This is a genomic window from Flavobacterium sp., assembly GCF_036405015.1.
Taxonomy (GTDB): Bacteria; Bacteroidota; Bacteroidia; order Flavobacteriales; family Flavobacteriaceae; genus Flavobacterium.
The window spans coordinates 16063-34403 of sequence record NZ_DASWYK010000143.1 but is presented as its reverse complement, the minus strand read 5'-3'; the positions used below and the strand labels follow the sequence as shown (position 1 = coordinate 34403).

Sequence of the window (18341 nt, the reverse complement as noted above, 5' to 3'; positions counted from 1 at the left end):
TAAGAAAATATTTTTCCAACTTTTACATTTTTATAATCTTCATTCTTATTATTTCCGATACTCAATATTAAATTACATTTTCCATCAACATCAATATCATTTACAGCAATTACAATTTTTTCTTCATCATTAATATAAGTGTTACCTTTTCTAACTACTACATTTATTGGATAAACTTCTTTAATTTTATTATCTGAGATTTTTACTATAGAATCTTCTGAAATAGAATTTAAAGCGATAGAGTTTTTATATTTCTGTTTTAGACTTGCGATTTCCTCAAATTTAGTTTTGTAAAAAAGACTTGGATTCTCACTTTTTGAATTCCAATCTTCAAACTCTTTTAGAGTTACTTCTAAGGTTGAGTTTTTCTTTTCTAAAAATTCAATTCTTGATTGATATTGAGATATTTCTACTTGTTTTGATTCAATTTGTGCTTTATACAACTCTAATTTACTATCCTCATACATGTAACGATAGCACGCCCAAGTTGAACCAAAAATTATCAAAGTATATAATATAACAGATTTTGTCTGATTATTTTCAAACCAATTTGACATGCTTTCCCAGGTTTTTTGCAATTTCATTATTTTTTTTTGGATAGATATATGGAACGATATTTAGAAAATTTTATAGTATCCATTATACAAAACCATGTTGCAAACATTCCATAGAGAAATAAAAACTCTAAAATTAAAAGAAGTGTTTTGTTTTGAAGCCAAGAATCTTCATTGTAGCTCTCTAACCAGTAAGATGTACCGCTATATAAAATAATAGACAAAATTAAACTCATAAAAAGAAATAAGAGCGTAATTTTAAATGACCAAAGTAATTCAGTAAAGGTTTTTGTTTCTTCAAGAAATTCAATAAAATCATTATCTGAAGAGGACATTATGATAGCCATTGCTGTAAAAAATAATGAAAAAATTATTGACAAAACAGTCATTGCAACATTATAAAATGATAATGTAAATTTCATATTTATATAATCGGGAAGAAAATAATATGTTATTAGAGTTACAAAAAATGCAATTCCGAAATCCCAACAGTATATAAATGATTTTACACGTCTCATTCTTGATGATTTGTTCTTTTCTTAATTTTATCAAAAGTACTAGATAAATATTTTATAATATTATCAAATCCACTTTTTTCAATAGAATATGGCAATATGTGAGTAATATCTTGATTTTTCTTAGCAGTACTAATTGTTATTGGTTCTCCATGTTGATCAGATCCGCTAGCCTCAGCAAAGCCATATCCATCTTCAGACATTGCCATTTTTGCAATTGTTTCATCATCTAGTGAAATACCAGAATCACTTGAAGATTCTTGAATTTCCTTATATTTAGTTATTCCATTTTCTCGCATCCTTTCATCAGTTGCTCTCCATAAATCTGCATTATTAGGATTTGAAGGAACTAATCTTATAGTGACTCTTTTAATATTGGTAAGTTTTTTTGCTTTTTCAATAAAAGAATATTTTTCACTGATGCTTGATATAAAAAAATCAAAGATCTGTCCTTTATGATTATTCTTAAAAAGGTTTGTAAAAATTCTAACAAACATAGTTTTAGAAATTACATTTTTAACTTCTTCAAAAGCAATAACCATTTCATCTGTATTGACAACAAAAAGAGATCTTGCAACTATATTATTAACCATTCCTCCTTTTTTTACAGTACCAGTTGTTTCATCTAAAACTTCGCCTCTCCCATAAGGATCATATTTTATAAGATAGCCTTTTATGTAAGGTCCTTTAACTTCTACTTCAACTATTTTGTATGAATAATTATTAAATCCTTCGGATGCTACGTTCTTTATTCCATCAACAATAAAAGGTTGCTTTGGGCGGTTATCACTAATGGTAAGGTGTAACCTATTGAAAAACATTTTTGACATTTTATTATTTTATTTTTGGTTATATTTTTTCAAATTTAATATTTTGGTTAATAAAGATTTTATGGAAAACCGTAATGTGCGTAGAGATTAGTCCATCAGTTATCAAAAATATCAATTAGTCAAACGAAATGTATAAGTATTTATACCTGATTATTAAAATAAAAAAAAACAGTCCCTCCAAAAAAGAGGAACTGTCCTAAGGCAAATTTTAGATTTGCACTCCGAAGAATGCGTACAGTAATTGGTAATCTACTAAAAAGAAGACTAAACGCAGGTTATTCGTTTATGATATCGCCTTCTTTAGTTTCTTCGCTGGCGATTTTTACCAGTTTATCTTGAGGGTTCAAGTCACCGAAAATTTCGATTTTATCTTCGATTTCTCTTCCTTTTTTAATGTCAACTCTTGTTGCTTTTTTGTTTACTACTTTTACCACATAAATTCCTTCTGCAGAACTTACTACTGCCGATTTCGGAACTACATACGTGCTGTCTTTCGCGTTAAGCGGTAATAAAACTTCGGCAACCATTCCAGGCAATAAATTTCCTTTGGTGTTGTGAACATCCATTTCAACTCTTTCAGAACGTAATTTCAAATCTAAAGCGCCAGACATTCTGGTAATTTTAGCGGTAAAAGTTTCTGGTAACGATTTTACATTAAAACTCATTTCGTCTCCTGCATGCAAATATCCTGTGTACAATTCTGGAACAGAAACCGCCAAACGTAATTTAGATTGCTCTTGAATCGTTAATAAAGGCAAATCTGAACCTTTTCCTGCCGGACCAACAAACGTTCCTAAATTCACATTTCTAGCCGCTACAACACCATCAAAAGGAGCACGAATTTCAAGATAACCTCTCATGATCGAAATTTCTTTGTGTGCCGCAATTGCAGCTTGGTATTGTGCGTAATCAGAATTTTTCTTTCCGTTTGCCATTTCTAAATCGTTTTTAGAAATTGTTCCTTCTACTTTGCTGGTTTCGTACAAACGGTTGTACGTGCTTTTGCTGGTTGCGTAAATCGCTTCCATAGATTTCAAACGAGATTCAGCAGCAGCCAATTGCGAACTGATTTCTGGCGCTTCTAAAACAATTAAAAGTTGTCCTTTTTTTACTTTAGTTCCAATATCAACTTTTAAAGTTTTTACGAAACTGCTCACTTTTGCATACAAATCAACTTGTTGGAAACCGGTTAATTCAGCTGGTAAACGCAATTCTGTTGTTAATTTTTCTTTCGATAAAAGGAAAGTTTCAACTTTAGGTTCGATTTCTACTTTTGCAGTTTCTTCTTTTTTCTTTTCGCAACCGCTTAATACAACTAATGCTGTAAATAATAATGCAGATGATTTTATAATGTTACTTTTCATTTTTTGGTTTTAATGATGAGATATAATGGATGCTTTCTTCGTCTTCAGGATCTAAAGAAACAGATTGTGTCGATGTTTTTTCTTGTGCCCATGCAAATATTTGCGGCAAGATCAATAATACGGCAAAAGTAGAAAATAATAATCCACCGATAACCGCTCTTCCTAACGGAGAAACTTGATCTCCTCCTTCGCCGTGTCCGATTGCCATTGGCAACATACCCATAATCATCGCAACAGAAGTCATGATAATTGGACGAAGACGCAACGCAGCTGCTTCACGAGCCGATTCTAAGGCGTTTCCGTTTATTTTACGTAATTGTTCGGCATTAGTAACCAGAAGTACGGCGTTGGCAATAGAAACCCCAACCGACATGATGATTCCCATGTATGATTGTAAATTCAGTGTTGAACCAGTTAGTGTTAACATTAATAATGATCCTAAAACTACCGCAGGAACCGTTGTTAAGATTACCAACGAAACTTTGAACGATTGGAAATTAGCGGCCAACATTAAGAAGATTACGAATACGGCAACCAATAACCCCGTTTGTAAACTGCTTAATGTTTCCGTCAATACAGTACTTAATCCGATTGGCGTGATAAATAAACCACGAGGTAATTCGCCCAATGAACTAATTGTTTTGCTCACATCTTTTGATGCCGTACCTAAATCGGTTTGGTAGATGTTGGCCGTAACGGTAATGTATGGCATGGCCCCTAAATTGTCATTTTCACCACTTACAAAGCCAGGTGTAATTTTAGCAACGTCACTTAAAACAGGACGAAGCGAATTCTTTAATACTGGAATTTCACCAATATCAGTTTTGCTTTTCATTTTGTTTAAAGGCACTTGAACCTGAACAGAATACGATAATCCAGCTCTTTCATCAACCCAGTTGTTTTTTTCTGTATAACGAGAAGATGAGGTCGAAGCTACCAACGAACGAGAAATATCATTCATATCTACTCCTAATTCAGCAGCACGCGTTCTGTCAATATCAATATTCATTGCTGGGTAATGAATTGGCTGACCAATTTGTACGTCTCTGAAATACGAAATCGCTTTTAATTTATCTACAATTTGAGTAGCATACAATTCGTTTTTCTTTTTGTCTTTTCCGGCAACTCTAATCTCAATTGGAGTAGGAGAACCTTGGCTTAAAACTTTATCCGTCAATTCGATTGGCTCAAAAGAAAGTTTCGTATCTGGCAATACTTTTTTCAGTCTTGCTCTAAACTCATCTTTAAAATCATCCATGTCTGCCTCATAGTCTTTCAAACTCACTTGGAAAACTGCTTCGTGAGAACCTGCCATGAACAAATAAATCGGGTTGATTGAGAATAGAGAAGGGTGTTGCCCCACATAAACAGATGAAATTCCGATATGCTCTTTTCCAACCATTTTTTCTAATTCTTTCAGAACAACTCTGGCTTGTTCTTCCGTTCTTTCCAAACGCGTTCCATCAACAGCACGCATTCTCAATTGAAACTGACTTGAATTGGTTCTTGGGAAAACATCTTTTCCGATGAAATTAAGGAAGACAACAGCCAAAAGTGTTGCACCAACCAAATAAATAATTGTCGTTGCTTTTTTATGAACAAACAAACGATCTAAAGTTCGCATGAAACGAATTTTGAAACGTTCAAAAGCACTAATTTTTCCGTTATTATCAGTATCTTCTCTTTCGACGTAGTGTTTTTTCTGCGTAATAAGATTTTGCTCAGATTCTGGACTTAAACCACTGTCATTAAATTCAGCTTCATCATCTGTAATTTCTGGACCATGTGCATGCTTTTCATGTCCTTTCATCATCCAGTTGGCCATTACAGGAACAAAAGTCTGAGACAATAAGAACGAAATAACCATTGAAAATCCAATTGCTAAAGCCAAAGGCAAGAACAACGCTCCTGGAATACCAACCATGGTAAATGCTGGTGCAAATACGGCTAGAATACAAAGTAAGATCAATAATTTAGGTAAAGCAATTTCTTGACAGGCATCCCAAATGGCGAGTGCTTTTGGTTTTCCCATGTCGAGATGCTGGTGAATATTTTCGATGGTTACGGTACTTTCGTCCACCAGAATACCAATCGCAAGAGCCAGTCCTGACAATGACATTAAGTTGATCGTTTGTCCGAACAATTTCAGGAATAGAACCCCAGAAATAATCGAAATCGGAATCGTCATAATTACGATTAACGCTGCACGACGGTCACCTAAGAATAACAATACCATTAATCCCGTTAAAACCGCTCCAATAATACCTTCAGTAATCAAACTTTTTACCGAGTTGATTACATAAACCGATTGGTCAAATTCATACGTAATGTTTACGTCTTCAGGAAGTGTACTTTGAATTTTAGGCAATTCTTTTTTCAATTTCTGAACCACATCCCAAGTTGAAGCGTCTCCCGCTTTTGCGATACTAATGTAAACCGAACGTTTTCCGTTTACTAAAGCATAACCTGCTGTAATGTCGGCACCGTCTTTTACAGAGGCAACATCACCTAATTTTAAGTTTTGAACACCACCTTTGAATAACGGAATCTGTTCAAAATCTTTAACTTCTTTAATGGTATTATTTGTTGGCGTAATATAGTTTTTGTCGCCCATACGAACGTTTCCAGATGGAGCCGTTTGGTTGTTCAAACGAATCGCGTCTACGATTTGGTCTGGTGTCATATTATGAGAACGCAATAAATCTGGATCTACGTTAACCTCAATCGTTCTTGGACTTCCTCCAAAAGGTGCTGGAGATAATAAACCAGGAATTGCGGTAAACGAAGCACGAACATAAACGTTGGCTAAATCCTGTAATTCGTTGTTTGATCTTACTTTACTGCTCAAAACCAATTGTCCGATTGGAAGAGAAGAAGCATCAAAACGAATGATAAACGGTGGCTGTGTTCCCGGAGGAAAAGCCGCTTGGATTCTGTTCGAAAGCGCACTTAACTCGGCAGCAGCCTGAGCCATGTTCGTTCCTTCGTAATAGGTTAATTTCATAATCATTAACCCTTGAATATTTTTAGTTTCTACCGACTTGATACCGTTCGAGAAAGGTAAAACGTTTACGTAGTTTTTGGCAAAATAAGCTTCCATTTGGTCTGGCGTATAACCTCCAAACGGGTGCGCGATATAGATAACCGGCAAATTCATTTTTGGTAAAATATCTACCTTAATGTCTTTGATGGCACCAATTCCGAAGAAAAATAGACCCGCAACCAGTACTAAAATGGAAATGGGTTTGCGGAGTGCAAAACGTATTAAATTCATTAGGATTTATAATTAAAATTCATTTATAAATAAGTCAAAATTTCCTGTTGCAGCGACTTTTAATAAGTACGATTGCCACACATTATTATTGACAATATCTCGATCGATTTCAGCACGATTTAAAACATACATCGTTTGTGTTAAATCAGTTAAATCAGTTAAACCGTTTTTGTATAAAGTCGATTTTTGTAGGTAAGCTCTTTTTGCAGCATCAACCTGAATTGGTGCTTCGGCATAATTTTCCAAAGTGATTCTGATTTTATCTTCGGCAAAATTCAGTTGCGATTTTAATTCTCTGTCAGCCTGATTGTATTCTTCCTGCATGGCTTGAGAAACAAATTTCTGAGCGCTTACTTGTTTGCTTGAACGGAATGGTGTGGTTAAATTCCACGTAATTCCAACTCCAATCAAATAATTGGTACGATCTGGATTTACGCCATCCCAGTAATTTCTCGTAAAGGCGTTTTGATTGGTTGCATACGTATTATCAAATCCCGAAGCTCTGGTTTGTAAAACCCCAAAAGCGCTCATCGTTGGATAATAAAATCTTTTATACAATTTAACCTGTTGGTTGCTGTAATCGATTTTCGTTTTATAGAATTGTAATAAAGGGTGAAGACTGTCTGTTGCAGTTTCTTTCGTTACTAACTCTTTCGGAATCTGTGTTACAAATAAAGTATCTGTAACAAAATCCTGAGGTGCAACGCCCATTAAATCGACTAATTTGTTGTTTTGTTCTTTAACGAAATTTTTAGCCAGATTTAAAGCAATTTTAGCTTTAGAAACTTCTGCAGTTGCCAAAGTAGAATCTACTCCTGCTAATAATCCGTTTTTAACTCTTGCAGCTGCGGTCTTTTTGAAAACTTCTGCGCGAGCAAGATTTTTTTGCTGTGAAATCAGTAATCTTTGGCTTGCCAATAAATTTAAATAAGCAGCCGAAATTTTGATTTCTTGTTGGAATTTTTCCTGCTGCAAATCTTTTTCTTTAGCCTGAACATCAATTTTAGATAAATTGATTTTTTCCTGTGTTTTTCCGAAAGTGAAAAAATCCCAGTTCATGTTGACTAAATAAAGCGCTCCAAACGCCGAATTCCAGTTTTGTTCAGGAAGAGGTAAACCTGAAGAAGCAACTCCTAAACCTCCAAATCCGTAAAGCGGTCCGTTTTGTCCGTTTACAGTTCCGTAATCTTGCTGTGCCGATAAATTTAAGTTCGGCAGATAATCACGACGAGATTGTTTTAGAGTCTCTTTTGATGCATTGGTGTAATTGTTTTTTGCCCGGATAGAACCGTAGTTTTCAAGACCTGTTTTTACTGCTTCTTTTAAAGACAGGGTTTGAGCATAACCAGTTGAGGCAAAAATCAATAAAAATAAAATGGTAATTTTTTTGAAATACATAAACTCAAGGTGATATAAAGGTGTTTTTGATGAAACAAATTTATTTGTCTTATGCTGATAAAAGTCAGGTTAAGTGATGTACTGCACTAGTAAATGACGAATTGAATTGGTCATTTTTTGAAAAAAATAATTAAATAATTGTTCGTACTTTGTAGTCTGTTTTAAAATTAAGAATGAATAAAAAAATCGATAACATATTGGATAACAAATGGTGGCAGGAAGTTGCAGTTGTCCTTTTTTCATTTACAATTTATACCTTGAAAAATGATTGGATGTTATTTAGTTCATTCATTTCTATTTTAATGGGTATATTTTTCTATTGCATTTTATACATGCATGCCCAGTTTAACCGCTTCTTTTTACTTCCCATTTTATTCAAGGCTAATAAACCTTTCACCTACATTATTCTGACGCTTTTTGGAGTATTTGTATTTTCTGTTGTGCTTTATGAAATGACAATGCTCGACATGTTTACCAAATGTCATTTGTATCAAAATTCACATCAGAGAAGCTACGCGTATCAATTAGCAAGCGTTTTAGGAACTTTGGTCTGTATTCTGAGTCCGATAATTGTATTTAAGTTTTATCGTATTCACAGAAAACAAACCGATGCGGCTTTATTGTTCAATCAAATGCAATTGAATTCATTGAAAGGACAATTAAATCCGCATTTTTTGTTCAATACATTTAATACGCTTTACGGAATTAGTCTAGAATTTCCTGATAGAACTCCAGATTTAATCATGAAAGTGTCACAATTAATGCGTTACCAGTTGGAAAGTAATGGTAAACAATGTGTTTCCTTAGAAGATGAATTGGAGTTTATTAACAGTTATGTACAGTTAGAAAAAGAACGTGTTGGTTATCGTTGTGATATTAATTTTGAAAGTACAGTTGATAAAGATTACACGTATAAAATTTCGCCAATGTTGTTGATTGCATTTATTGAAAATGCCTTTAAACACGGAACATGCGCTATTGAAAATTGCTTTGTAAAAATTAATATTCAAGTCGAAAACGGATTATTGAGTTTACATGTTACGAATTCAATTCCGAAGAAAAATGATGTGATTTCGACTAAAATTGGCTTAAAAAACACGATTGAACGTCTGAATTTAATTTATGGAAAAGACTATAAATTAGATATTCAGGACGATAAACAAACCTATGTTGTAGATTTAGAAATACAGCTTAAAAAGTTTGTAGGATGAGAGAAACCAAAAAATGTATTATTGTAGACGATGAACCTGCAGCGCATTATGTTTTGGCTAATTACATCAAACAGAATCCGCAGTTAGAATTGGTTTTTCAAGGTTATAATGGAATCGAAGCGATGAATTATCTCAGAGAAAACACAGTTGATTTAATGTTTTTAGATATCAATATGCCCGAAATTTCAGGTATGGAATTGCTAAAAATTCTGCCAACGCATCCTAAAACAATTTTAACAACCGCTTATTCTGAATTTGCCCTAGAAAGCTACGATTACGGCGTAATTGATTATCTGTTGAAGCCAATTTATTTTCCAAGGTTTTTAAAAGCAATCGATCGTTTTTTTGCAACAGAAAATGTAAGGAAAGTAGAAGAGGAGATCATTCATTCTGTTAGTGTAAAAGTAGATGGTTATTTTATAGAAATAGAGTTAGAACAACTTTTGTTTGCGCAAAGTTTTGGAAATTACGTAAAACTTCACACGACAAAAAGAACGTATCTGGCTTCTATCACCACAACTGAATTTGAGAAATGCCTACCAGAGAAAAGTTTTATGCGTGTTCATAAATCTTACATCGTGGCTTTGGATAAAATTGATGCAACCGAAAAAGATTTCATCGTCATAAAAAATGAAAGAATTCCAATCGGGATAACCTATAGAAGAGAATTAACAGATAGATTAAAGAAGTTAGAATTGTGATTCTAAACAGTTAAAATACGTTCTTAAAAAATTTGCGTACTTCATTTATACTTCATAAAAAAGTAGTACTTTTAATACGTTGTTTAAAGTTTAATTTAAAAATAAAACTATGAAAAACGTGTTTTTGATTTTTACTTTTTTATGCAGCAGTTTTCTACTTGCACAAGAAGGAACCAATATGAAAAAAGTAATAACACCGCCAGAACAGGTGAGACTTGCTTTTGAAAAAGAATATCCCGGCAAAGTTCCGGTTTGGTCCGAAGAATATGTTGGAGACGATAATGATGAAATTCGTTACGAAGCACGATATAATGTTGATGCTAAAACAAAAGCGTTAGCTATTTACGACAATTTAGGAAATATGAAAGCGTATGAATTGCAGATTCCTTTAAATAAATTGCCGCTAAAAGCGCAGTCGTATCTAAAGAAAAACTATTCACCAAAAGCTATTCGCGAAATAGCACTTGTTGTGGATTATAAAAATATAACAACCTATGAAGTCGGAATAACAAAAGACTCCAAATTCTACGACATTCAGTTTGATAAAGACGGAGGATTCGATGTAATTATCGAAAAAAATTAAACTTGCTTACTAATTCAAATTTTATTTGAAATGCAACAAACCCGATAAGTTTTAAGGCTTATCGGGTTTTGTTTTTGTATTTTGTTTCAGGTTTCAAATGTCAAGTATAAACCTGAAAGGTTTTTAAAGCCTGTCAGGTTTAATTATCTAATTTAGAATTTTGGAATTTGGAATTTATAAATTGAAATTTAAAAAACTTTATAACATCATTCCACCAGAAACTTCGATTCTCTGCGCGTTTACCCATCGAGCATCTTCTGAACATAAAAAGGCAACAACACCTCCAATATCGTCAGGAAGACCAACTCTGCCTAAAGCTGTTACAGAAGCAATTTGCTGATTCATTTGTTCATTATCACGAACAACTCCGCCTCCAAAATCAGTTTCTATAGCACCAGGAGCTACAACATTTACTCTAATCTTTCTTGCACCAAATTCTTTTGCCTGATATTTTGTTAAGGTTTCAATCGCGCCTTTCATAGAAGCATAAGCAGCATAACCTGGGAAAGAGAATCTTGCAAGACCTGTCGAAATATTTACAATTCCTCCATCATCATTCATTACGTTAAGTCCTTTTTGAGTTAAGAAAAATGGACCTTTAAACTGAATATTAGTCAATTGATCAAATTCAGCTTCTGTTGTTCCGATGAAAGAATTGTGAATTCCAATTCCTGCGTTGTTTACTAAAAAGTCAAATTTATCTGTGTTAAAAGTGTCTTTCAGAACAGTTTTTACACTTTCATAGAAAGAATCAAAAGTTCCTGATTCAGCAACGTTTAATTGTAAAGCAGCAGCTTTTTGACCGAAACTCTCAATTTCTGAAACTACAGCGTCAGCTTCATCTTTTTTACTGTTGTAAGTGATAATTACATCCAATCCTTTTTTAGCAATTGCAATTGCCATATTTTTTCCTAAACCTCTGCTACCACCTGTAACTAGAGCTATTTTTGTATTTACTGCCATCTTTTTAATTGTTAATTGTAAATGGTTAATTATTAATTTGTAAAACGTGAAATATTAGTTGTAAAATGGAAAATGTGGATGTGAAATTTTTGTCATGTTTTCGGTTTTAAAAAGATACATCTTTTTTTGTATTTCACATCTCACATTCAACATTTTGCTTAATTCGAATGCATTGCATCAAAATGATTTCTCAAATCTTCTGCGCTTGCGTGTAATCTGGTTTCGCTTGTTCCGAAAGTCAGTTCTTGCTTTCCTTCTTTCAATTGTTCGAAAATAGATTCGATAAAACTGCTTACACTCGGATGTGCGTCGTGAAGTCCGATTCCACCTAAATCTGTGTTTAATGCTGGCGAGATAATTTCGATTACTTCAATATTTTTTTCTTTTAATAAATGACGAAGCGAAAGTGTAAACGAACGGAAAAACGCTTTTGTAGCCGAATAAACCGGTACTCTTGCAAATGGTGAAAAAGCCAATCCAGAAGTGGTATTCATTACCGTTTTAAGTGATGGTAACTGAATGAACAATGAAGTTAAATGCAAAGGAGCTTCAATATTAGTCGTAAGTTCATTTTTCATGTTTTCATAAAAATCAGCATCCGTTATCGTCATCCAGTTTTGAATTCCAGCGTTGTTTACTAAAACATCTAAATCAGGATGATTTGCTGCCGTCCATTCATAAAGAGCAATGCGTTCTTCTTCTAAAGATAAATCGCATACTTTTGTGATAATCTTTGGGAATTTCGCTTTTACTTCTTCTAAAAGAGAAGCTCTTCTTCCGCAAATAATTACGGTATTGTTTTCCTGAATAAATCGTTCCGCAAGTCCAAGTCCGATACCGCTTGCACCGCCTGTTATTAAAATTTTGTTGTTTGATAAATTCATCTTTTTCGATCTTTTAATTTGATGAGACAAAGTTAGAAACGAAGCAGTGCTGGAGAATTGTAAATATCAAACCGATGTTTGCGAAATTCAAATCAAGTTGTGAAATTCCTCCCGATAGCCATCGGGACCAAATTCCAAATTTGACAAAGTTTCTCGAAACCTGAAACCTGAAACCTGAAACCTGAAACAAATAAATTAACTTCTAAAAGCTAAAGGCGTATAAGTGGTTTGTTTTTTAAAGAAATTAGAGAAATGTGCCAATTCTTCAAAACCAAGGGAATAGGCGATTTCAGAGATGTTCCAGTCTGTCTGTTTCAACAATATTTTGGCTTCGTTTGTTAAACGTGAACTAATTAATTCGGTTGTAGTCTTTCCAGTGTTTTCCTTTAAAACCTTATTCAAATGATTGACATGTACAGATAATCGTGCCGCAAAATCTTTTGCGGTTCTTAATTCTAAACGCTGACGCGGAGATTCAATTGGAAATTGTCTTTCTAACAATTCCGCAAATAAAGAAGAAACTCTTGCAGCAGAATTATGCTTTGAGTATAAAGCGGTTATGGGTTGTAACTTTTGTCCGAAGTGAATCAGCTCCGCTACATAATTTCGGATTAAATCATATTTATAAATATAATCAGAGTTGATTTCTTTTTGTATTTTATTGAAAATCAAAGCAACTTCTTCTACTTCTTCATCAGATAATTGAAAAATGGGATATCCATCTGAAGCAAAAATGGGAAGTTCGTCCAAATCGATTCCACTTTTGTTTTTAGATAGAAATTCACTGGTGAAAACACAAAATTGCCCACCTTGATTGGTGTCCTGAGGTAAATAATTATATGGGATTTTGGGTGTTGCAAATAACAATCCTTGTTTTTCAATTTCGATTATTTTATCGGCATATTCTGCTTTATTGTGGCCTCTAATTAAACTGATTTTATAATACGCTCTTCGGTCATAAGGCATTCCCGGTTTGTCTTTGAGACGTTCTAAAAGTTCTTTTATGTCAAAAACATTAAAGTGTCCAATCTCTTTCTGAATATCATTTGGAAGAAGAGAATTAGGTTCAATAGTAGAGCCTTCGGTTATGTCTTTGTAAAAGGAATCTAGAGATTTCATATTGGAGTGAATTGTAAAATTCAAATATACGAAAAAAATAAAGATTGGTTTTGAGATGTTGCAGGTTTCAAGTTTCAGGTTGCGTTTAACCGTAAAGTTCGCTAAGGTTTATGCAAAGCACGCAAAGTTTTTTTGGTATGGTGAATTGGCTTTTAAAGGAGCTAAGACGCAAAGTTTTTTAGATACAATGCGTATAACCTTTGCGAACTTTGCGCAAGCTTTGCGTCTTTGCGGTTAAGAAAAAATCAAAACAAACTTCCCTGCACAAACTCAGGTTCAGGATTGCTTCCGAATTTAAAAGTATCAATTACAAAAAACTGCTTTTTTACAGGATCAAATTCTCTTAAAACTATTTGATCACATAAAAATTTCAAATCAATTGTAGTGAAAAGTTCTGAAGCTATTTTGAGATTTTCGGGAGTTAGTTTTCTTCCAATTGACATATGAGGTTCTGAACTCTTATACATTTTTAAAGGTTTAAGAGCATTTTGTGTTTTCTTCATTATGGATTCTAATTTAATTTTAGAATTATGATCTGGAGCAATAAAGAATGCATTGCTCGCTGGAAAACTTCCAAAACTATTTAAAGAAACCTGAAAAGGAATAAATGTGTTGGCGATTTTTAAAAGCTTTTGTTTGTAGAAATCAAGTTTTGAATCATCGATTGTAAATTCGCAGATCGTAATATGTGCTTCAGAGTTGCAACTGTTATACCAATTCTTAGGGACCTTACTTTTTAAGAGGTCTTTCATATTTTTAACAGGACCAACTATTGATTCTGAATAAAAAACAACCGAATACTTTTTCTCCATTTTTAGGACTTTGACTTACACAAATTTAAAACTTAAATTGTGCAGTCAAAGCAGAATAAAAATAATCTTTTCCTGATCCGGCTTCTTTTAAAAATGCGCCTGCGTTAAACCATGCACCTTCAACAGAAACGGTTAAAAATGAATTCAAATTATAATCAAAATTGGCAATTAACTGCGTACCAACAAAACGTTCTGTTGTGTCTTTTCCAGAATATAATAGCTGCATGTTTGGTGCGTATAATCCGTCGTTGATCGAACTTCTCCAGAAAATATCATAATCGATTCCAAAACCTAATTTTTCAGTTAAATCAAAAGCTACAGAAGGGTGGATGTCGATCAAATTTGACGGACCAATTAAACCAACCAATCCAAAATAAGCGCCTTTTGGATACAACGGATTAAAGGTTTGCATTTTATTATCAGTACTGTTTTTATCTCCAGAAATAAATTCGGTTTTTAAACCAATTTCTGGTTTGAACTTGATGTTTTCAAATGTATAAGAGGTATTTGATGAAAGTGTCCAAGCAGAAATGTTCTGTGAATTGATTGTTCCAAATTGATATAATCCTTCAAAATCGTATTTCCAGTTTCCTTTTATTTTCCAGATTCTGGTTCCAACAGAATGTCTGGTTTCTTCACCAACTGCATTAGCAAAAACAGCACGGTCTTTCCATAAACCTAAATAATACAAATCTATATTTTGAATAAAAGGCACTTTGTGAATTACGGCATAACTTCCCCAAAGTTTGGCTTTTTCATTAAAAACATCATTAAAAACGCTAGGTTTATTGGCAACTGGATGCGAATAAAAAGCATCTGTCTGCCAGTTTTTGTTTTTAAAGAAAAGTTTTAGTCCGTCAAAAGCAATTCTATTATTTGGACGTTCGCGTACACTAACCAAACGCTGTGAACCGTATGCAATTTCCTGTCTTCCTACTCTAAAAGTTAATTGCTGTTCTTTGTTTTGAACTAAATCAATATCTAAAAAAGCCTGATGGAAATCTAGTTCATTTTTATCTACTGGACTTGGATCGATCTTACTGTTGGCAAGACTGCTTTGGAATTCAATAAAAGTTCTAAATCTTCCTAAACGAACATTGACATTTAATAAATATCTAGAAAGTAAATAACCATCTCCACCAGTAGTTTCGTCGCCCCATTTATCATTTACGGTGTAGAAGTATTGTTCTCTGATTTCACCGCCTATTGAAGCGTAGAATTTATCGCTTTTTCCTAATGGAATATATTTGATTTTCTCGTATAAGTTTTTCGTAGAATCGCCTTTTAGATAAGAGAAGTCATCCTCATATCGCAGCTTTTGGAAAACTGGTTTTTGTTGTGCATTTGCAGAAAATAAGATTCCCAAAAGCAACAATAGTAAGAATGTGTTTTTCATTTTATTTAATTTTTTTGATATCCTCCAAAGTAATTTACTGGACTCCAGTCTGGAATTGCTTTTGGTTTTTCGTTGGCAAAAGTTCTAAAGTCATTGTCAGCGTAAATTACTTTTCCGTTTACGACTGTCAGTTTTGATTCGATGTTTAAGATTTTTTCCTCAGAAGTTGTAAAGTAATCATCAGAAAGAATCGCAAAATCGGCTAGTTTGTTGGCTGTAAGAATTCCTCGGTCTTTTTCAATATTGATGAGTTCCGCGCTTCCGTAAGTGAATAATTTTAAGGCTGTAGTTCTGTCTACAATATTTTCATCATTCATATATTTTAATCCGCCTAAAGTTTTTCCAGTTGTCAACCAATATAAACCAACCCACGGATTGTAACTTGCTACACGAGTTCCGTCTGTTCCCATTCCCACTTTAATTCCTAATTCTAAGATTTTCTTTAATGGAACAGTATTCGCAGCAGCGGCTTTTCCATATCTCTTAATGAAACTTTCTCCCTGATACGCCATTCTGTGCTGAATTGCTAATCCGCCGTTTAAAGCTTTAATGCGTTTTAAGTTTTCTACAGAAACCGTTTCTCCGTGATCAAAAAACCATAAAAGTCCGTTTAGAGGTGTTTCTTTGTTGATGTCTTCAATTACGTTTAAGAATCTTGTAATGCTTTCGTTATAAGTAGCATGAATTCTAAACGGCCATCTGTTTTTTACTAATAAGGATAAAACTTCTTTTAATTGTCCTTCCATTGCTGGGCTCAATTCAGGTCTTGGTTTGTCGAAGTTTTCAAAATCTCCAGCGCTCATGACCAAATTTTCTCCGGCGCCTTGTACATGATATTCTACTTTATCTGAATGATGATCATCGTGACAGCCTTCACCAATTTCAACTGTTTTCATCCAATTTGTGTAATCATTTAATTCGCTTCCTGCTTTTTGTGCAAATAAATAATAAGGCATTCTAATCGTTAAATCACTGTCTTTACATAAACCATTTGTTACTCCGTAATCATCTGGAAAGTTTTGAAATCCGCCTCCTGCATCCATAATTGCTGTTACACCAAGACGATTCATTTCGGTCATAAATTGTTTAGTCGAGTTGAATTTCTCGTCTTCGCTTAATTCAGGAAGTTTGGCAAGGGTAGAGTACAGAATAAAAGCATTTGGTTCAGCTACCAATAAACCTGTTGGATTTCCGTTAACGTCTTTTTCAATTAATCCTGCATTTGGATTTGGTGTATTAGCATCGATTTTTAATGCAGCTAAACCTGATTTATTTAAATAAGCGTAACCGTATAAGTGAAGAATAAAAGCAGGAACATCGCCGGTTGCTTCATTAATTTCTGCTAAAGTCGGCAATCTTTTTTCTTCAAACTGATACGCATTCCATCCGCCGACAACACGAACCCATTGTCCTTTTGGAGTTCTTTGTGCTTGTTCTTTCAACATGGCTAAAGCTCTTTTTAAAGAACGAACACCATCCCATCGTAATTCAGTATTAAAGAATCTTCCGCCACGGATAATATGCATGTGAGAGTCGAATATTCCAGGAATAATTGTTTTTCCTTGTGCATCAATGACTGTTGTTTTTTTATCTTTTAGTTTTAAGATTTCGCTGTTTTTTCCAGTTTTAAGGATTTTTCCATCGGCTACAGCCATAGCTTCAATTATAGTGTTTTTATTATCTAAAGTGTGAATTACTGCGTGATGAATAATAAGTGTAGCTTTTTTATTTTGAGAAAATATAGAAAGAGAAATAAGAAGAAGAAAAGCTAAAATTTTGAAATTCAGTTTCATAATTGTGGTATTTTTAATTGGGTTTGGGTAAAAAAAAGACTGTGACTTAACACAGCCTTTTTAAGGATTATCAGAATGAGAGATTTATTTAGTGTTTCAACATTTCGTGAGCGTATTGAACACCTACACCGTAAGCACCACCATATTTTTTAACTAAATCTGTTACTGGTTTGTAAGTTTCCTGACGAGCCCAGTCACGTTGTAATTCTAATAAATATTGTAATGAAGTTATTGGGTGAGCACCAGCTTGAACCATACGAGTTACAGCCATTTCGTGAGCTTCTTTAGAAATGTCACCACTTGCATCTGTAATTACATACACATCATAACCTTCGTTGATAGCTGATAATGCTGGTCCAACGATACAAACACTTGTCCATAAACCTCCAAAAACTAATTTCTTTTTACCTTTTGCTACAATCGCTTTATGAGCTGGAATATCTTCCCAAGTGTTCATTGATGTACGATCGATATAGTTTGAAGTTGCTTGAGGATAAAATTCTTCGATTTCTTTAAAAACAGGTCCGCTGAATGATTTTTCTGCTACTGTTGTTACAATCGTTGGTACTTTAAAGATTTTTGAAGCTCCCGCTACTAATGCTGTGTTGTTTCTAAGTTGGTCAATTGGAATGTTGTTTACTGCAAAGGCCATTTGGCTTTCATAATCAATTAGTACTAAAGTATGGTTTGTTGGATCCAATTGCGCTGGACTTGGTTTTTGTGCGAATCCGATAAATGTTACTAATACTAAAACTGCTGTAAGGATTAATTTTTTCATGATAATTTGATTTTGTTGTTAATTAAATGGGTTTGAAATATTTTTATTATTTGATTTTCAGTGTTTTGCATTCAGATAAAATGCCTTGTTTGTAATGTTTTGATTTTTAAAATGTTGTTCAGAAAAGGCAATAGTTGTCCTGACGATATATCGTTATTAAAAATTG

16 protein-coding genes are annotated in these 18341 nt (G+C 33.7%); 3 read left to right on the top strand and 13 right to left on the bottom strand.

What is annotated here, in order from left to right:
• The 6 genes from VGE71_RS10990 to VGE71_RS10965 form a co-directional block, all read right to left on the bottom strand.
• Positions 1 to 584, bottom strand: a 584-nt coding sequence (locus VGE71_RS10990) for a hypothetical protein (protein WP_331138372.1), incomplete at its 3' end; no start/stop codon positions are given.
• Positions 584 to 976 (bottom strand): hypothetical protein, encoded by a 393-nt coding sequence (locus VGE71_RS10985; RefSeq protein ID WP_331138371.1) that lies wholly within the window; start codon positions 974 to 976, stop codon positions 584 to 586. The genes VGE71_RS10990 and VGE71_RS10985, both read right to left, overlap by 1 nt.
• Before the next feature lie 92 nt (positions 977 to 1068).
• Positions 1069 to 1899, bottom strand: a complete 831-nt coding sequence (locus tag VGE71_RS10980; protein WP_331138370.1) for a DUF4747 family protein — start codon at positions 1897 to 1899, stop codon at positions 1069 to 1071.
• A gap of 275 nt (positions 1900 to 2174) precedes the next feature.
• On the bottom strand, positions 2175 to 3263 hold the full coding sequence (locus tag VGE71_RS10975) for an efflux RND transporter periplasmic adaptor subunit (protein WP_331138369.1): 1089 nt from the start codon (positions 3261 to 3263) through the stop codon (positions 2175 to 2177).
• Positions 3253 to 6537, bottom strand: coding sequence for an efflux RND transporter permease subunit (locus tag VGE71_RS10970; protein WP_331138368.1), 3285 nt, complete (start codon positions 6535 to 6537; stop codon positions 3253 to 3255). The genes VGE71_RS10975 and VGE71_RS10970 overlap by 11 nt, the downstream gene beginning before the upstream one ends.
• A 12-nt stretch (positions 6538 to 6549) precedes the next feature.
• Complete coding sequence (locus tag VGE71_RS10965; RefSeq protein ID WP_331138367.1) at positions 6550 to 7935, bottom strand: TolC family protein; 1386 nt, start codon at positions 7933 to 7935, stop codon at positions 6550 to 6552.
• A 173-nt stretch (positions 7936 to 8108) separates the two neighbouring features.
• Between VGE71_RS10965 and VGE71_RS10960 the strand changes: the two genes are divergently transcribed.
• From VGE71_RS10960 to VGE71_RS10950, 3 genes are all read left to right on the top strand, one after another.
• Positions 8109 to 9146, top strand: coding sequence for a sensor histidine kinase (locus VGE71_RS10960; protein WP_331138366.1), 1038 nt, complete (start codon positions 8109 to 8111; stop codon positions 9144 to 9146).
• Positions 9143 to 9847, top strand: a complete 705-nt coding sequence (locus VGE71_RS10955; protein WP_331138365.1) for a response regulator transcription factor — start codon at positions 9143 to 9145, stop codon at positions 9845 to 9847. The genes VGE71_RS10960 and VGE71_RS10955 overlap by 4 nt, the downstream gene beginning before the upstream one ends.
• A 109-nt stretch (positions 9848 to 9956) precedes the next feature.
• Positions 9957 to 10430: a hypothetical protein gene (locus VGE71_RS10950; RefSeq protein ID WP_331138364.1), complete on the top strand. Its 474-nt coding sequence runs from the start codon at positions 9957 to 9959 to the stop codon at positions 10428 to 10430.
• Between the two features lie 198 nt (positions 10431 to 10628).
• On the opposite strand, the gene VGE71_RS10945 is transcribed toward VGE71_RS10950, so the two are convergent.
• The 7 genes from VGE71_RS10945 to VGE71_RS10915 all read right to left on the bottom strand — a co-directional run bounded on the left by VGE71_RS10945 (position 10629) and on the right by VGE71_RS10915 (position 18175).
• Complete coding sequence (locus VGE71_RS10945) at positions 10629 to 11393, bottom strand: SDR family NAD(P)-dependent oxidoreductase (protein WP_331138363.1); 765 nt, start codon at positions 11391 to 11393, stop codon at positions 10629 to 10631.
• A 158-nt stretch (positions 11394 to 11551) separates the two neighbouring features.
• Positions 11552 to 12277 (bottom strand): SDR family oxidoreductase, encoded by a 726-nt coding sequence (locus VGE71_RS10940; RefSeq protein ID WP_331138362.1) that lies wholly within the window; start codon positions 12275 to 12277, stop codon positions 11552 to 11554.
• Between the two features lie 195 nt (positions 12278 to 12472).
• The gene (locus VGE71_RS10935; protein WP_331138361.1) at positions 12473 to 13396 is read right to left on the bottom strand and encodes a helix-turn-helix transcriptional regulator; all 924 of its coding nucleotides are present in this window, start codon (positions 13394 to 13396) and stop codon (positions 12473 to 12475) included.
• 245 nt (positions 13397 to 13641) lie between these two features.
• Complete coding sequence (locus VGE71_RS10930; protein WP_331138360.1) at positions 13642 to 14208, bottom strand: 2'-5' RNA ligase family protein; 567 nt, start codon at positions 14206 to 14208, stop codon at positions 13642 to 13644.
• Between the two features lie 25 nt (positions 14209 to 14233).
• Complete coding sequence (locus VGE71_RS10925) at positions 14234 to 15604, bottom strand: alginate export family protein (protein ID WP_331138359.1); 1371 nt, start codon at positions 15602 to 15604, stop codon at positions 14234 to 14236.
• Positions 15605 to 15609: 5 nt separating this feature from the next.
• On the bottom strand, positions 15610 to 17397 hold the full coding sequence (locus VGE71_RS10920) for an amidohydrolase (RefSeq protein ID WP_331138358.1): 1788 nt from the start codon (positions 17395 to 17397) through the stop codon (positions 15610 to 15612).
• Positions 17398 to 17485: 88 nt separating this feature from the next.
• Complete coding sequence (locus VGE71_RS10915) at positions 17486 to 18175, bottom strand: hydrolase (protein WP_331138357.1); 690 nt, start codon at positions 18173 to 18175, stop codon at positions 17486 to 17488.
• Positions 18176 to 18341 lie beyond the last annotated feature (166 nt).

Excerpts from the sequence above, each read along its gene's own strand:
- VGE71_RS10985 (WP_331138371.1), bottom strand. The coding sequence starts at position 976 with ATGAAATTTACATTATCATTTTATAATGTTGCAATGACTGTTTTGTCA.
- VGE71_RS10980 (WP_331138370.1), bottom strand. The coding sequence starts at position 1,899 with ATGTCAAAAATGTTTTTCAATAGGTTACACCTTACCATTAGTGATAAC.
- VGE71_RS10975 (WP_331138369.1), bottom strand. The coding sequence starts at position 3,263 with ATGAAAAGTAACATTATAAAATCATCTGCATTATTATTTACAGCATTA.
- VGE71_RS10970 (WP_331138368.1), bottom strand. The coding sequence starts at position 6,537 with ATGAATTTAATACGTTTTGCACTCCGCAAACCCATTTCCATTTTAGTA.
- VGE71_RS10965 (WP_331138367.1), bottom strand. The coding sequence starts at position 7,935 with ATGTATTTCAAAAAAATTACCATTTTATTTTTATTGATTTTTGCCTCA.
- VGE71_RS10960 (WP_331138366.1), top strand. The coding sequence starts at position 8,109 with ATGAATAAAAAAATCGATAACATATTGGATAACAAATGGTGGCAGGAA.
- VGE71_RS10955 (WP_331138365.1), top strand. The coding sequence starts at position 9,143 with ATGAGAGAAACCAAAAAATGTATTATTGTAGACGATGAACCTGCAGCG.
- VGE71_RS10950 (WP_331138364.1), top strand. The coding sequence starts at position 9,957 with ATGAAAAACGTGTTTTTGATTTTTACTTTTTTATGCAGCAGTTTTCTA.
- VGE71_RS10945 (WP_331138363.1), bottom strand. The coding sequence starts at position 11,393 with ATGGCAGTAAATACAAAAATAGCTCTAGTTACAGGTGGTAGCAGAGGT.
- VGE71_RS10940 (WP_331138362.1), bottom strand. The coding sequence starts at position 12,277 with ATGAATTTATCAAACAACAAAATTTTAATAACAGGCGGTGCAAGCGGT.
- VGE71_RS10935 (WP_331138361.1), bottom strand. The coding sequence starts at position 13,396 with ATGAAATCTCTAGATTCCTTTTACAAAGACATAACCGAAGGCTCTACT.
- VGE71_RS10930 (WP_331138360.1), bottom strand. The coding sequence starts at position 14,208 with ATGGAGAAAAAGTATTCGGTTGTTTTTTATTCAGAATCAATAGTTGGT.
- VGE71_RS10925 (WP_331138359.1), bottom strand. The coding sequence starts at position 15,604 with ATGAAAAACACATTCTTACTATTGTTGCTTTTGGGAATCTTATTTTCT.
- VGE71_RS10920 (WP_331138358.1), bottom strand. The coding sequence starts at position 17,397 with ATGAAACTGAATTTCAAAATTTTAGCTTTTCTTCTTCTTATTTCTCTT.
- VGE71_RS10915 (WP_331138357.1), bottom strand. The coding sequence starts at position 18,175 with ATGAAAAAATTAATCCTTACAGCAGTTTTAGTATTAGTAACATTTATC.